Origin of the sequence: Endozoicomonas sp. G2_1, assembly GCF_017744155.1 — a bacterium.
Lineage (GTDB): Bacteria > Pseudomonadota > Gammaproteobacteria > Enterobacterales > Alteromonadaceae > JAGHQT01.
The window spans coordinates 42,253-55,598 of sequence record NZ_JAGHQT010000008.1 but is presented as its reverse complement, the minus strand read 5'-3'; the positions used below and the strand labels follow the sequence as shown (position 1 = coordinate 55,598).

The 13,346-nt window shown below is 44.2% G+C and carries 16 protein-coding genes; 7 read left to right on the top strand and 9 right to left on the bottom strand.

What is annotated here, in order from left to right:
- Positions 1-7: 7 nt before the first annotated feature.
- Positions 8-295, bottom strand: coding sequence for a hypothetical protein (locus tag J7384_RS11180; RefSeq protein WP_209114023.1), 288 nt, complete (start codon positions 293-295; stop codon positions 8-10).
- Between the two features lie 228 nt (positions 296-523).
- On the opposite strand from J7384_RS11180, the gene norR reads away from it, so the two are divergent.
- The 4 genes from norR (at position 524) to J7384_RS11160 (ending at position 4,358) form a co-directional block, all read left to right on the top strand.
- Entirely contained in the window at positions 524-2,119 is a 1,596-nt protein-coding gene (gene norR, locus J7384_RS11175; protein WP_209114021.1) for a nitric oxide reductase transcriptional regulator NorR, read from the top strand.
- A gap of 155 nt (positions 2,120-2,274) precedes the next feature.
- The gene (locus tag J7384_RS11170) at positions 2,275-2,712 is read left to right on the top strand and encodes a universal stress protein (protein ID WP_209114019.1); all 438 of its coding nucleotides are present in this window, start codon (positions 2,275-2,277) and stop codon (positions 2,710-2,712) included.
- Between the two features lie 42 nt (positions 2,713-2,754).
- The gene (locus J7384_RS11165) at positions 2,755-3,786 is read left to right on the top strand and encodes an MBL fold metallo-hydrolase (RefSeq protein ID WP_209114017.1); all 1,032 of its coding nucleotides are present in this window, start codon (positions 2,755-2,757) and stop codon (positions 3,784-3,786) included.
- 44 nt (positions 3,787-3,830) lie between these two features.
- Positions 3,831-4,358: a methylated-DNA--[protein]-cysteine S-methyltransferase gene (locus J7384_RS11160; RefSeq protein WP_209114015.1), complete on the top strand. Its 528-nt coding sequence runs from the start codon at positions 3,831-3,833 to the stop codon at positions 4,356-4,358.
- Positions 4,359-4,373: 15 nt separating this feature from the next.
- Here J7384_RS11160 and arsB read toward each other — a convergent pair whose 3' ends face one another.
- The 4 genes from arsB to J7384_RS11140 all read right to left on the bottom strand — a co-directional run bounded on the left by arsB (position 4,374) and on the right by J7384_RS11140 (position 7,118).
- On the bottom strand, positions 4,374-5,408 hold the full coding sequence (gene arsB / locus J7384_RS11155) for an ACR3 family arsenite efflux transporter (RefSeq protein WP_209114013.1): 1,035 nt from the start codon (positions 5,406-5,408) through the stop codon (positions 4,374-4,376).
- A 34-nt stretch (positions 5,409-5,442) separates the two neighbouring features.
- Positions 5,443-6,102, bottom strand: coding sequence for an arsenical resistance protein ArsH (arsH, locus tag J7384_RS11150; RefSeq protein WP_348523866.1), 660 nt, complete (start codon positions 6,100-6,102; stop codon positions 5,443-5,445).
- Positions 6,103-6,251: 149 nt separating this feature from the next.
- On the bottom strand, positions 6,252-6,737 hold the full coding sequence (locus tag J7384_RS11145; RefSeq protein ID WP_209114009.1) for an arsenate reductase ArsC: 486 nt from the start codon (positions 6,735-6,737) through the stop codon (positions 6,252-6,254).
- 48 nt (positions 6,738-6,785) lie between these two features.
- On the bottom strand, positions 6,786-7,118 hold the full coding sequence (locus J7384_RS11140) for a metalloregulator ArsR/SmtB family transcription factor (protein WP_209114007.1): 333 nt from the start codon (positions 7,116-7,118) through the stop codon (positions 6,786-6,788).
- Between the two features lie 252 nt (positions 7,119-7,370).
- On the opposite strand from J7384_RS11140, the gene J7384_RS11135 reads away from it, so the two are divergent.
- The 3 genes from J7384_RS11135 (at position 7,371) to J7384_RS11125 (ending at position 9,605) form a co-directional block, all read left to right on the top strand.
- Positions 7,371-7,514 (top strand): hypothetical protein, encoded by a 144-nt coding sequence (locus J7384_RS11135; protein ID WP_209114005.1) that lies wholly within the window; start codon positions 7,371-7,373, stop codon positions 7,512-7,514.
- Positions 7,515-7,657: 143 nt separating this feature from the next.
- Entirely contained in the window at positions 7,658-9,193 is a 1,536-nt protein-coding gene (locus tag J7384_RS11130) for an AbgT family transporter (RefSeq protein WP_209114003.1), read from the top strand.
- A gap of 37 nt (positions 9,194-9,230) precedes the next feature.
- Entirely contained in the window at positions 9,231-9,605 is a 375-nt protein-coding gene (locus tag J7384_RS11125; protein ID WP_209114001.1) for a GFA family protein, read from the top strand.
- Between the two features lie 6 nt (positions 9,606-9,611).
- Here the strand turns inward: J7384_RS11125 and J7384_RS11120 are convergent, their stop codons facing one another.
- The 4 genes from J7384_RS11120 to J7384_RS11105 form a co-directional block, all read right to left on the bottom strand.
- The gene (locus J7384_RS11120) at positions 9,612-10,904 is read right to left on the bottom strand and encodes an ATP-binding protein (protein ID WP_209113999.1); all 1,293 of its coding nucleotides are present in this window, start codon (positions 10,902-10,904) and stop codon (positions 9,612-9,614) included.
- Positions 10,905-10,936: 32 nt separating this feature from the next.
- A complete protein-coding gene (locus J7384_RS11115; protein ID WP_209113997.1) occupies positions 10,937-11,656 on the bottom strand; it encodes a response regulator in 720 nt (239 codons plus the stop codon).
- 66 nt (positions 11,657-11,722) lie between these two features.
- Entirely contained in the window at positions 11,723-12,277 is a 555-nt protein-coding gene (locus J7384_RS11110) for a DUF3019 domain-containing protein (protein ID WP_209113995.1), read from the bottom strand.
- Positions 12,267-13,175 (bottom strand): MipA/OmpV family protein, encoded by a 909-nt coding sequence (locus tag J7384_RS11105; protein WP_209113993.1) that lies wholly within the window; start codon positions 13,173-13,175, stop codon positions 12,267-12,269. Before J7384_RS11105 ends, J7384_RS11110 begins: the two co-directional genes overlap by 11 nt.
- Positions 13,176-13,346: the final 171 nt, after the last annotated feature.

Genomic DNA, 13,346 nt, shown 5'->3' with positions numbered 1-13,346 from the left:
AAATAGATTAAAAGTTTTGATAACCAAGCCCGTGCAGGCCAACACATCTCACCACATAGCCAAGCTTGAATAAGCCAGCAAACACAATAGTGCTGATATGAGCTGCGACTTGTTGAGCAAGTGTGAAATATTGTTCAAAGCCAAAACTAATCAACAGGCACAGGGTGACAATGACCAACGAACAAATCATTAATTGATTACCGATACTGACATGACGCTGTAAGGTCTGTTGTTCGATCTCATTTGACGACAACAGAGAGTTGGTTTGGTGACTAACTTGAGTATTACTAAGCATTAACGCACAGCCTTATCGTTAAAAATTAATTGGTGATATCAAGTACGTTCAATCACTTAACGTACCTGCTATCTTGCAAGTACATTTACAATTACAGTGCCAAAATTTATTTTTTAAAAATTTCAATTGGTTATTGGTTTTTAGTGATGTTTTTGAGTCATTTTGACCTATATATTTTATGTGTCATAATGACTCTATTGATGTTTTTTAAATAGAGCAGTGGTTGTTATGAAAGCGATTAGTTCAACAGCGCTAATTGAGTTATCACTGGATTTGGCAAGTAGCCTGACCAGCAATGATCGATTTGATCAACTGCTAACCACGCTGCGTAAAGCGATTACCTGTGAAGCGGTTGCTGTCTTGGCGGTGCAAGGTGAGTTTTTAGTGCCTTTGGCGCAACAAGGGTTGAGCTCTGATACCTTGGGACGACGCTTTGTCGTGACAGAGCACCCGCGTTTTGAACAAATTTGTCAGTCGCTCAAGCCGGTGCGCTTTCCCGCCGACTGCCCACTGCCGGATCCATATGATGGCTTGTTAATCGACCGCGAAGGAGATTTACCGGTTCACGCTTGTATGGGCTTACCTTTGTATTTCGACCAACAGCTGATAGGTGTATTAACCCTCGACAGCTTAACGCCAAATATTTTTGACGACTTACCCAATCGAACGCTTGAGGTGATTTCGGCGTTGGCGGCGGTGAGTTTAAATACCGCCTTAACGATAGAGTTACTCGAGACCAATGTCCACCACTCACAGCAAGTGATGGCGGCACTAAGTCAGGCCAATGCCTTAGTGGAGCAAAATCAATTGCTCGGGCAAAGCCCGGTAATGACCAAGTTAAAACAAGAAGTTGGTTTGGTGGCACCGTCAGACTATACCGTGTTAATCAGTGGTGAAAGCGGTACAGGTAAAGAGCTCATTGCCCACAGTATTCATCAACAATCGCGACGAAACCAACAGCCAATTATTTACGTTAACTGCGCGGCCTTACCTGAAAACTTAATTGAAAGTGAGTTGTTTGGTCATGTTAAAGGGGCATTCACAGGCGCAGACAGCAATCGATTGGGCAAATTTGCTATTGCTGATGGAGGCACTTTGTTTCTCGATGAAGTAGGGGAATTGCCGTTGGTGGCGCAAAGTAAATTGCTGCGCGCATTGCAGAGCAACGAAATACAGGCCGTTGGTCAAGACCAAGTGACTAAAGTTGATGTTCGAGTGATTGCTGCGACCAACCGCGATCTCGCCACTGAAGTGCAAGCCGATCGCTTTCGCGCCGATTTGTACCATCGCCTTAACGTTTACCCTATTCAGGTACCGGCCTTGCGTGAGCGCCAAGGTGATATTGAGTTATTGGCGGGTTTTTTCGTTGAGAAGCTGAGAAGAAAGCTCGGCTTACAACAACTAAAGCTCAGTGACCAAGTATTAGTGGCACTACAGCAATATCAATGGCCGGGCAATGTTCGTGAGTTAGAGCATATGTTGAGTCGCGCGGCACTCAAAGCCAGCTCAGGAACCGCACCAAAAACTATTGTCAGTATTAGTATCGCAGATTGTGATTTAATGGCTGAAAGCGCATTGCATGCTGTGACAACAGCCGGTGAACTCTCAGCTGAAAACAAAAATACTGGCGAATTACTTTCAATCGACCAGCCGATTAACCTGCGCATCGCAAGTGACAACTTTCAACGTCGGCTTATTCGTCAAGCATTGACTCAAGCCAATGGCAATTGGAGTGCTGCCGCTAAACTCTTAGAAATGGACCGCGCCAATTTAACGCGCTTGGCAAAACGACTCGGTGTGCAAGTTGAAAAAGTTGTTCGCTAAGTGCTGTTTAAAAAAACGATGCGTTTAACAGCTATTTTGTACTCAGAAATTGTTAGTAAAAAGTTGATCTGTATCTAGAAATAGGTTGATTGATATGGCGTGTCTTGCGTTATTCAATACTATTAAAAGAGTAGCGAATAACGGAGGATCCCAATATGAGTAAGTCTTTGTATTTAGTTGCGGTTGATGGCAGTGAATGGGCTGAACGCGCCGCTAATAGAGCGATACATTTAGCCGCCAAAGCTGGCGCTAAAGTAAAACTTATTAGTGTTATCGATGCCTTAGAACTACAACCGATAAATGTTGAAGGGTTGGCGTTAACTCCAATGTTAAAAGCGCAAGAAAACAGCCGTGTTGAGCAGAAAATATTTGCTCCGCTGGTGAGTAATGCGCAAGATTTAGGAGTTAATGTGAGTACAGAAGTCTTGTGGGGCGACCCTGTTGAGGTATTGTTGGAAAAAGTGAAGGTTGAACACGCTAGCATGGTCTTTGTTGGGCGCAGAGGGCGTTCTCGACTTGCTGATATTTTACTTGGCAGTGTCGCTAACAAGCTTGCGCATCAAGTTGGTGTGCCAATTGTCTTGGTACCCTAAATCGAAATTTTCAATTAGGGAGCCAAACTTCACAGTGCTACAATGCTTTCACTGTTGGTTAACTCGTCTCGTGATATGTCAAAGTCTTCGGCTAAACACCATTTAAATAATGGCTGTTTTCGCAATAATACTGAGCTAAGTAGTTCTCATACTAGTATTTTTAATGTTTTAAAGTGGCAGCTCAATCGTCCTAAAGTGCCTGCCATTGAACAGCCGATTGTCGACGAAGACTGGCATCAATTGCACGTGGAAAACCCAGACTCCCAACTGGTTTGGATTGGTCACGCGACCTTTTTGATTCAGCATTTGGGTTTAACCATGTTAACAGATCCTGTCTTTTCAGATCGGGCTTCGCCTGTTCAATTTGCTGGCCCTAAACGCACGACACAAGCGGCAATATCGATTGCAGAATTACCGCATATCGATGTCGTGATCGTTTCTCACGATCATTACGATCACCTCGATCGCGATTCAGTATTAACACTGTGGCAGAAGCAAAAAGATCAGCCACCGATGTTTGTTGTGCCGCTAAAACTAGGTCGTTGGTTGAGTAAATTAGGTATAGATAACTGGGTTGAACTCGATTGGTGGCAAACCGCAGATTATCAGGGCTGGACTTTTACCGCTGTACCCGTACAACACTTTAGTGGTCGCGGTATTGTGCAAAACAATACCTTGTGGGCAGGTTGGGTAATGGAAGCACCTGCGGAGTCTGAAGACGAACAAGGTAAGCGTTTTTTCTTTGCTGGTGATACTGGCTACTCTGATGATTTTAACGATATTGGTAAACGCTTTGGCGAATTCGATGTTTCGCTGATTCCCATTGGTGCATACGAGCCACGTTGGTTTATGCGCGACGTTCACGTGAACCCAGAAGAAGCGGTGAAAATCCACCTTGATGTCAATTCTAAATTCTCGGTAGCAATGCACTGGGGTAGTTTTATTTTGACCGATGAACCAATGGATCAGCCGCCAAAAGACTTAGCGCAAGCTAAGGCAAAATATCAGGTGCCAGCGGGCAGTTTTATCACAGTTGAGCACGGTGAAGTATTGCCGTTAGCTGATATTTGGTAAGCTCGACTGAACATGAGCGACTTATAACTCGACCTTTAAAAACAATGAATATTCACTATCAGTATTTTCAAACGCCAGTAGGCGAAATGATTTTGGCCAGCTTTAACGGCAAACTTTGCTTGGCCGATTGGCGTTATCGCAAACAACGCGATCGCGTTGATAATCGCTTGAAGAAATATTTTAAGGCTGATTTTATTGAGCGTGATGACGCTGTTATTAAAGAAGCGAGATTGCAATTGCAAGAGTACTTTCTCGCTGAGCGCAAGCAGTTTGACTTACCACTGGTGTTCGCCGGCACTGAGTTTCAGCAAAGTGTTTGGCGAGTGCTGCAAACCATTGAATACGGTGAAACGGCCAGTTATTCAACCTTGGCGAAAAAACTCGGCGACAGCAAATTAGTGCGCGCGGTTGCCAATGCTAACGGTGCCAATGGCATGTCGATTATTGTCCCGTGTCATCGCATTATTGGCCGCGACGGCAGTTTAGTGGGCTACGCGGGAGGTTTGAGCGCCAAGCAAAAGTTGCTGGCGCTTGAATCAAGCTTGTTTAGTGAATTAATTGCAACTGAATAAGCACAGCTGATTTTGTTAAGCCTTGGCAAACCAGTGTTGCGTGCGATTGGCAAAATAAACCAAGGACAACATTACTGGTACTTCAACCAACACGCCGACTACGGTGGCGAGTGCCGCACCTGAATGAAGGCCAAATAATGAAATTGCGACAGCAACGGCGAGTTCAAAAAAGTTTGACGTACCAATCATACACGCGGGTGCTGCAATGTTGTGAGGCAGATTTAAACGCAGTGCGAAAAAGTAAGCAATGGCAAAAATACCGTAAGTTTGCAGCAATAGCGGAATGGCTATCAATACAATGGTTTGTGGCTTGGCCAAAATAGTTTCTGCTTGAAAACCAAAGAGTAAAACCACGGTGGCGAGCAAACCAATGATTGACCAGGGTTTTAATTTGCCGACAAAGTTATCTAGCTGGTGGCTATCTTTGTTGCTACCCTTGTTGCTGTCTAGGCGTTTGCGAGTTAAGGCACCAGCGATTAGCGGCAGGAGTACGTAGAGTACTACTGAGGTTAATAGCGTTTGCCAAGGCACGTTAATATCGTTGACACCGAGTAATAACGCGGTAATTGGTGCAAAGGCAAAAATCATAATAATGTCGTTAATCGACACTTGCACTAGGGTGTAGTTAGCATCGCCTTTAGTCATTTGGCTCCAGACAAAAACCATCGCCGTACAGGGAGCAACACCCAGTAAAATCATGCCTGCGATGTATTCATTGGCCGATTGAGGATCAACCCAGTCGGCAAAAATGCCTTTGAAAAATAACCAACCGAGTACAGCCATTGAAAATGGCTTAATCAACCAGTTGACGACTAGGGTGAGCAATAAACCTTTTGGCTTTTTACCAACATCTTTCAATGATGAAAAGTCAATTTGAATCATCATTGGATAAATCATTAACCAAATTAATACCGCAACCAAAAGGTTAACGTGGGCGTATTCTAGTTTGGCAATAGCGGCAAAGGCGTCTGGCATAACAATGCCAAGACCAACCCCTGCGATGATGGCGATGGCAACCCAAACCGACAGGTAGCGTTCAAAAAGTCCCATGACTGTTCTCTTTTTAGGTAATCAATAAAATAGGTTAAATACTGCGTTGATTAACGCGTTCACTAAGCTGTTGAGCCGATTCAACGCGTTCAGAGTAGCGACTGACTAAGTATTCGCTGTGGCCGCGAGTTAGCAGCGTGAATTTAACTAACTCTTCAACAACGTCGACAATGCGGTTGTAATAGCTCGATGGTTTCATGCGACCGTCTTCTTCAAACTCTAAAAACGCTTTTGCCACTGATGATTGATTTGGAATTGTCACCATGCGCATCCATCGCCCTAGAATACGCATTTGATTAACCGCGTTGAACGATTGCGAGCCGCCTGACACTTGCATAACTGCCAGCGTTTTACCCTGGGTAGGGCGAACTGCACCAACCGATAGCGGCACCCAATCAATTTGGCTTTTCAAAATACTGGTCATGCTGCCGTGGCGTTCAGGTGAACACCAAATTTGGCCTTCAGACCAAATCATTAACTCGCGTAACTCTTGTACTTTTGGGTGGTTCTCGTCTTCAGTATCTGGTTGTGGCAAATCTGTAGGGTCGAAAATACGTGCTTCAGCACCAAAATGGTTGAGTAAACGGGCACATTCTTCAATCACTAAGCGACTGTATGAGCGCTTGCGCAGCGAACCGTACAACAACAAAATTTTCGGCTTGTGAGTTAGGCTCGGCTCATTCGCGCTGGGCAATGCATGGTCAGCAAAGTGCTCGGCATCGCGCGCTTGGTCTTGATCTAAATGAGGTAATGAGAGATCGGTTAACATGGTTTTGGTGCTCTGATCTGGTTTATTAAATATTGATTGGTTATTGATATGCGTATGGTTTAAACGCAGTGATATTAGTGCTCAGTTAACTGGCTATTGGTTAACTGATAAAGCGCGTGGCTAAGCTGATCGCCTGATAATTTCAGCTCCGCAATAGCACTTAGCGATTTAACGCGCTGTTTGATCACGTCAATGGTTTGGTTAAACGCGTCGGCAAGCTCTTGTTCGCTGCCAGTTAGCTTAGATGGATCTGCCAAGCCCCAGTGGATTTTTATGCTGTTGCCAAACCAAACCGGACAGGCTTCGTTAGCGGCTGAGTCACACACGGTGACAACAACATCTGGCGCGAAGTCTTCTAGTTCATCCCACGACTGACTTTGTAAGCCATCAATTGAAATACCTGCTTCGGCGAGGTATTTAAGCGACAGAGGATGCACTTCTCCTGCGGGCTGACTACCGGCACTTTTCGCGGTAATTGCACCATTGGCAAAGTGGTTAGTAATCGCTTCTGACAAAATGCTACGGCAGCGATTATGTGTGCAAATATAGAGAATTTTCATGGTTAAACTCTGATTCCTGGTTTAAGCGGTTTAAAAGTTCAATTGGTACTAACAGCAGGACCTTGCGGTAAGTGCTTGTTCTAGCTTGTTTGCGCAGTCAGCTAAAAAGTCGGTATTTTCATTTGCGGTAAGGGTTAACACTTCGCGTGCCCAGCTAGGCAATTCAGGGTTTAACTGGTAATAAACCCACTTGCCGCGACGCTCGTCGAGTAACAGCTGACACTTACGCAGCTCGGCAAGGTGGCGAGAAACCTTTGGCTGGCTCAACTCTAAAGCCGCTGTTAAGTCACATACGCAAAGCTCACCTTTTATGGTGATTAACAGTAGTGATTTCAGTCGGGTGTCTTCAGACATGCACTTGTAAAACTGTAATGGGGTCATTGGCATTACTCTTATTTTTTATCAAATACGATTTTTCATATATATGGTTATTGTTATATGTGAAAAATCGTATGTCAATGTTGGATACGTCAAATGGGCTAAAATATACACACTGTCAAATATCATCCTTAATCGTTTTTTGTGTACATAGTTATCCAATTAATTAGATTTATTAATTTATATTTAAAGCGCATTATAGTGTTGTCTTAACAAAAGAAGCCTTAATAACTAAGGTTTAATGAGGAAACTACTATGAGTCTTTTAGCTTATTTAATTACTGTTGCTACTAAGCAAACAGGTCTTGTTGATACTTCTCGTAACAATGCACAGCAGTGTAATTACAGCGACAATTACTACGGTGATAGGGTTTGCCAAACTAAACCTGAAAACCGTTAATATTCTGTATTTTAGCGGTTTAAATAGCAGCGAGAATTGCTTTAATTTTATTCAAAAAGTGTCTGTCAGAGCTTGCAGTATTCATGCTTAACGTTGTAGGTTAGTTAGTAACATTAACACTAATATTACAATTAGGTAACGCTATGACTGAACATTCAGCTCCACTAGTACAACGCTTTTTGAATAAAGTAGAAATATGGGGTAACAAGCTACCAGACCCTGCCGCTTTGTTTATTTCGCTCATGGTCTTTGTTTGGTTGTTATCATGGGCATTGTCCGGAGTTGATTTAGGGGCAATTGATCCGCGCACTGGCCAAGACTTGGTTATCAATAACCAGCTTAGTGGCGAGGCGATGGCGACTTTCTTTTCTAAGATGGTCACTAACTTTTCCCATTTTCACCCCGTTGGCGTCGTTTTAGTTGCCATGCTTGGCATTGGCGTTGCCGAGTTTTCTGGTTTTATTAATGCGGGTTTGCGCGCGCTAATGGCGGTAACCGCTAAATGGCTACTCACGCCCATGGTGATTATGGTTGGAATTGTTAGCCATACTGCGGTTGATGCGGGTTATGTTCTCGTTATTCCGTTGGGAGGCGTGATTTTTTACGCGGCTGGACGCCATCCATTAGCGGGTATCGCTGCCGCATTTGCCGGGGTTTCTGGTGGCTTTTCGGCCAATTTTGTGCCGTCGTCACTTGACCCTATGTTACAGGGTATTACCCAAGCAGGTGCCCAAATTCTCGATACTAGCGTCGTACTCAACCCGCTTAACAACTATTACTTCACGGCAATTTCATCGATTCTGATTATTACGATTGGTTGGTTTATTACCGACAAAATTGTTGAACCTAAGCTAAAAGGCAACGAACTCGACGGTGATTTAGAAGACCTACCTACGATGGAACCGCTGCAGGAAAACGAGCGCAAAGCACTGCGCTGGGCATTGCTGGCAACCGTTATCGGTATTGTTGTACTCGCTGTCACGGCGTCGTTTGACGACTCTGCGTGGCGTGCTGCCGATGGTTCTTTAACAGCATTTGCCGCGCCACTAATGAAGTCGATTGTGCCGCTGATTTTTTTGTTGTTTTTAATTCCGGGCGTGGTGTACGGAATCGCTATTGGCAAAATTAAAACCAGTAAAGACTTTATTCAAGGCATGAGTAAAGCAATGAGCGATATGGGCTATTATCTGGTGATTATGTTTTTTATCGCCCAGTTTATATACGCGTTTGGTCAGTCTAACTTGGGTATTTTATTAGCAGTAAAAGGCGCTGAGGTTCTGCAAGCCCTTGCATTACCTAGTGGCGTGACAATTACAGGGATTATCTTTTTAACTGGCTTTATCAATTTGTTTGTTGGCTCAGCATCAGCTAAGTGGGCGTTATTAGCACCTATCTTTGTTCCTATGTTAATGCAGCTTGGTATTTCGCCTGATTTAGCGCAAGCGGCTTATCGTATTGGTGATTCAAGCACTAATATTATTACCCCGTTAATGCCTTACTTCCCGCTTGTGGTGGTCTTTTGTCAGCGTTACGTTAAGTCTGCTGGTATTGGTACGTTGGCGGCGATGATGTTGCCATTTTCAGTGATTTTCATGATCACCTGGACTGTATTTTTACTGGTGTTTTGGAGTTTAGGCATTCCACTTGGTTTGCAAGCGACATACGATTATGTCCCGTAAACTTTTCTTTTATAGGTGTTAACAAGAGGTAAAGAGTATGAGTAACATCGCTGAAGGAAGTTGTAATTGCGGTCATATAAAGTTTCAAATTGATGTAGTGCCGAAAGACGTCTATGTCTGTCACTGTTCTATTTGTCGCAAGTCGACAGGCAGTGGTGGCATCGCGGTTACGGTAGTTGATAACGACAAATTTTCTTGGCTAGCGGGACAAAACGCGATTAAGACTTGGTATAAACCCGGCCACGATTGGGAAACCAGTTTTTGCCAATATTGTGGCTCGCCATTACCGGGGAAAAATGACCAAGCTTCAACCTACATCCCAGTGAGTTTATTCGATTCTGGCCACGAAAATTTGCGGCTGAAAAAGCATATATTTGTCGATTCAAAAGCGAGTTGGGAAGAGCTGCCGTAACCCTTGTTATGTCAGCGGCAATCGCAAAATAAAACAGGCACCACCGAGTTTTTCGTCTTGAGATACCTCAATGCTGCCCGGGTGCCACTCGGTGATTCGAGCAACCATGGCAAGGCCCAAACCAAAGCCACTTTGATTGCGGTTACGGCATTTTTCAAGTCGGGTGAATGGTTTGAATACTTCACTTTGCTGTTCAGGCGGGATACCGTCACCATCATCGGCAACCGTTATCACCAGCGTTTGGCCTTGCAGATAACAGTTAATTGCTATTTCAGTTTTTGCGTAATGAATGGCGTTGGTGATGAGGTTTAGCAGTAAGCGATAAAGCCAATGACTGTCGGCAATAATACTGCGCTCGGTCGGCTCGGAAATCAGTGCCAACGAGATATTTTGCTGATTGGCAAGCGGTTCAAACTCGTCAACTAATGAAAGCAACAAACTGTCGACATCGAGTGGCTTTTTGTTGAGGTTAAGCCCTTGGCGTTCGATATTGGCATACTCTAAAAATGCTTGAATCATCTGTTCCATACGCTCGATTTCGTCTTCGACGCGGGTCAAGTATTCTTGCTTCTTAACGGGGTTTTCGGTGCTAATAGCGGCATCGATACCAAAGTGCAAACAAGCGAGTGGTGTCCGTAAGTCATGGGACAGGCCATCGGCCAACAGTTTATTGTCATCAATAAGCTGATTTACTTGGTTGGCCATGCGATTAAAGCTGGCTTCTAATGGCTTGATGTAAGAAAACTTATCTCTTGGAACCCGAGCGGTTAAATCGCCTTGGCCAAATTGTTCAGCGGTTTTGTTGAGCAATCTCAGGCGTCGGGTCAAGGGAATTAACCAAAGTCCAAGCACTGCACAGATACCGAGATAAAAGATAATGGTAAGGGCGAGTTCAAGTGTTTCGTTAGCCGACTCAGGCGTTGTTGGCAGCTGCATTTTAAGTAATTGATTACTGCCATCAATGGGGGTTAGCACATACGGGCCAAGGTTTGACTCTAAAATTAGGTAATTATTGGTTGCTAGTTCAGCCATTACTTCACTTGGCAGTGCTAGGGTGTCACTATTGGCTAGTGAGAGTGCGAGTTCGAAGTTTTCAATGAACTGACTCAGCTGTTCGGTGCGCAATTCCGGCGCAGTTAGCGCTAAACTTTTAGCAAAGCCTTGAGCTTGTTTTAGCGATATCGCGAGTTCTGGGCTTTGGTGTTTGACGTTGGATTGAAAAATATAGTCCAAGCCCCAGCCCAGCATTAGCAATGTGCTGACAACGGTAAAAACAATGCTCAGATAAATGCGTTTCAACGTAGCTGATCCATACAGTTAGTTAAAGTGAGTTAGTGCCAAGCATCGGCGACAAATAAGTAACCTTTGCCCCAAACGGTTTTGATTTTCTTTGGTTTTTGCGGGTTGTCGTTAAGCTTTTTACGCAGTGTCGAGACCATAATATCGAAGCGCCTATCCATACCGTCGTATTCACGACCTTTCAAGGTTTTAAATACGGTATCGCGGCTGATAACTTGTCCGGCATTACTGGCTAACAACCAAAGTAAGTCAAATAGATTTGTTGAAAGTTCAATTTCAGTACCTTGATAACGCGCACTTTTTGATTTGTTATCTATAACAAAGTCACCGTGCTCAATACACTGTGGTTGACTGGTTTGAGCTTGTTCTGATGTTTGACTCGTTGTTTGATTGCGCAGCATAGTTTTTATTCGAGCCAGCAACGCGCGTGGTCGCACCGGTTTAATGATGTAATCATTAGCGCCAACTTCAAGACCAATCACTTCGTCAAATTCATCGCCTTTGGCAGTAAGCATAATAATAGGGATTTGGCTAAATCCTCTGAGCTGACGACATACTTCAATGCCATCGAGCCCCGGCAACATTAAGTCGAGCAAAACTAAGTCAAACTTGTCTCGTTTAACGGCGTTGACCACCAAATCGCCGCGATCAATATGGCTAACCTCAAAGCCTTGTTCAACTAAATATTCTTGCACCCATTGGGCAAGGGCGCGGTCGTCTTCAACCAATAATATTTTGCCATAGTTACTCATATCTTTCCCCGTGGTATGAACTCTTCGTGTTCGTTCCGTGCTAGTAAATTTCGGTGTTAGTGCTAGTTAGAATAAACGCCAGCGACGCCTTTTATTGGTAGAGTTGTACAACCAACTCACTTCTACTTTTGATTGCGATAACACTTGCTTTGAGTTCTGTTCAATTAAAATAAACTCAATGGTATTTCTTGAAGCAAATTGATAAACAAAGGTACCTTGCTCTGCGTTTGACCAACAGGCTAACGCTCGTTTAGGCGACCGTGTTACTAAACAGTAATTGCCTTTTTCGGTTGCCGACCACAACATTTCGATGGTTGCGAAGCAATCGCGGTTCTTACGCAGGGCAACACATTGATTGGGCTGCAAACTCAGTTGGCCAGCGCGTGCATTGGTTGCGATGAGCTCAGTGTTAGTCGCCTGTTTGGCGTTTAGCTCAGGGCTGTTGCTTGGCTCAAGGCTGTTTTCTGGCTCAGGGCTGTTTTTCAGCTCAAGGCTATCATTCAGCTCAAGGCTTTTGTTCGGCTCAGGGCTTTTGTTCAGCTCAGGGCTGTTTGTTTGCTGACTCTGCGCTGACTGACTAATACCGATCAGCAGTGCGAGTATTAATCCTTTAAAATACATAGCGAAAATCAATAATTAGTTGGACGAAGCTGCTTTTTTCAATCAGTGGACTGTCACTGATGTCGCTTGAATAGTGGCTTAGGTTAACGCCAGTAGCGACTAACCAGTCACGTGATAACGGATACTGCGCCATTACTTCCATTTGCACGCGATAACCGCTACCCGCTTGATACAAAGGGCGATTGGCGGTTATTTCTCGCTCATCGACACCGTAGTAATAGTTGTTAAATTCGCTCGAGTAGTAAGTAAAGCCTGAACCTAAATAGATATCCCAATTTTTGTAGGGGATGAGTTTTGAATAATAAAGATCAAAGAGCCAGCCGTGATGGGCATCAGTCAGTAAGTTTGCGGCTAGGTCGAGCCATAGTGCGCCGTCGTCAAATAAATAGCTGAAGCGAAAACCTTGGCTGTAATCGTGCTGACGGCTGGCGATACCGACTAACTCTGGTGGGTTATCTTCTCGCAAGCCTTTAATGCCTTGTTGGTCAAAACCGTTTAAGTAGCTTTTGGAAATTATATCGAGCTGCCAGTCTTGCTCAACAATCAACTCGTAACCCACGGCAACACCGCGGCCAATGTTAGAAAAGCGATGCGAGTCAGATTGCGCAAAAAAACCTCGATAATAAATATCAAATAATAAATTGAGGTCGAGTTGAGCATCGTCATCAATGCCGACAATAGGAGAGGTATTGTCGCGCAGTGCGATACTGGTCATTAGCTGCCACGAGATGGTTTCACCAGCAATTGACGTTTCTTTGATTGCGCCATCACTTTCGGTGGTGACAATGTCACCCAAGTTAAACAGTGTTGAATCATCACCTTTAGCTGAGGCGTGCGCCGAGTTTATCAGCACTAAACTAAGCAGCAAACTGAGCATAAAAGAAGAATATTTTATCATTTTGGAGTTAACGCTCCGTGAGCTCCACATTCGAACAGCAAGTTTACCAAAGAGTTAGTGAGTTGTTCAGCGCAGTTCCCTGCTATTTTGTTTATAAAATGTAAGCACATAAATACTTATCTGCATCAGCTAAGAATTTGCCATAGCCAATGTTGGTAATCTAAACCAGCC

Excerpts from the sequence above, each read along its gene's own strand:
- J7384_RS11180 (WP_209114023.1), bottom strand. The coding sequence starts at position 295 with ATGCTTAGTAATACTCAAGTTAGTCACCAAACCAACTCTCTGTTGTCG.
- norR (WP_209114021.1), top strand. The coding sequence starts at position 524 with ATGAAAGCGATTAGTTCAACAGCGCTAATTGAGTTATCACTGGATTTG.
- J7384_RS11170 (WP_209114019.1), top strand. The coding sequence starts at position 2,275 with ATGAGTAAGTCTTTGTATTTAGTTGCGGTTGATGGCAGTGAATGGGCT.
- J7384_RS11165 (WP_209114017.1), top strand. The coding sequence starts at position 2,755 with ATGCTTTCACTGTTGGTTAACTCGTCTCGTGATATGTCAAAGTCTTCG.
- J7384_RS11160 (WP_209114015.1), top strand. The coding sequence starts at position 3,831 with ATGAATATTCACTATCAGTATTTTCAAACGCCAGTAGGCGAAATGATT.
- arsB (WP_209114013.1), bottom strand. The coding sequence starts at position 5,408 with ATGGGACTTTTTGAACGCTACCTGTCGGTTTGGGTTGCCATCGCCATC.
- J7384_RS11145 (WP_209114009.1), bottom strand. The coding sequence starts at position 6,737 with ATGAAAATTCTCTATATTTGCACACATAATCGCTGCCGTAGCATTTTG.
- J7384_RS11140 (WP_209114007.1), bottom strand. The coding sequence starts at position 7,118 with ATGACCCCATTACAGTTTTACAAGTGCATGTCTGAAGACACCCGACTG.
- J7384_RS11135 (WP_209114005.1), top strand. The coding sequence starts at position 7,371 with ATGAGTCTTTTAGCTTATTTAATTACTGTTGCTACTAAGCAAACAGGT.
- J7384_RS11130 (WP_209114003.1), top strand. The coding sequence starts at position 7,658 with ATGACTGAACATTCAGCTCCACTAGTACAACGCTTTTTGAATAAAGTA.
- J7384_RS11125 (WP_209114001.1), top strand. The coding sequence starts at position 9,231 with ATGAGTAACATCGCTGAAGGAAGTTGTAATTGCGGTCATATAAAGTTT.
- J7384_RS11115 (WP_209113997.1), bottom strand. The coding sequence starts at position 11,656 with ATGAGTAACTATGGCAAAATATTATTGGTTGAAGACGACCGCGCCCTT.
- J7384_RS11110 (WP_209113995.1), bottom strand. The coding sequence starts at position 12,277 with ATGTATTTTAAAGGATTAATACTCGCACTGCTGATCGGTATTAGTCAG.
- J7384_RS11105 (WP_209113993.1), bottom strand. The coding sequence starts at position 13,175 with ATGATAAAATATTCTTCTTTTATGCTCAGTTTGCTGCTTAGTTTAGTG.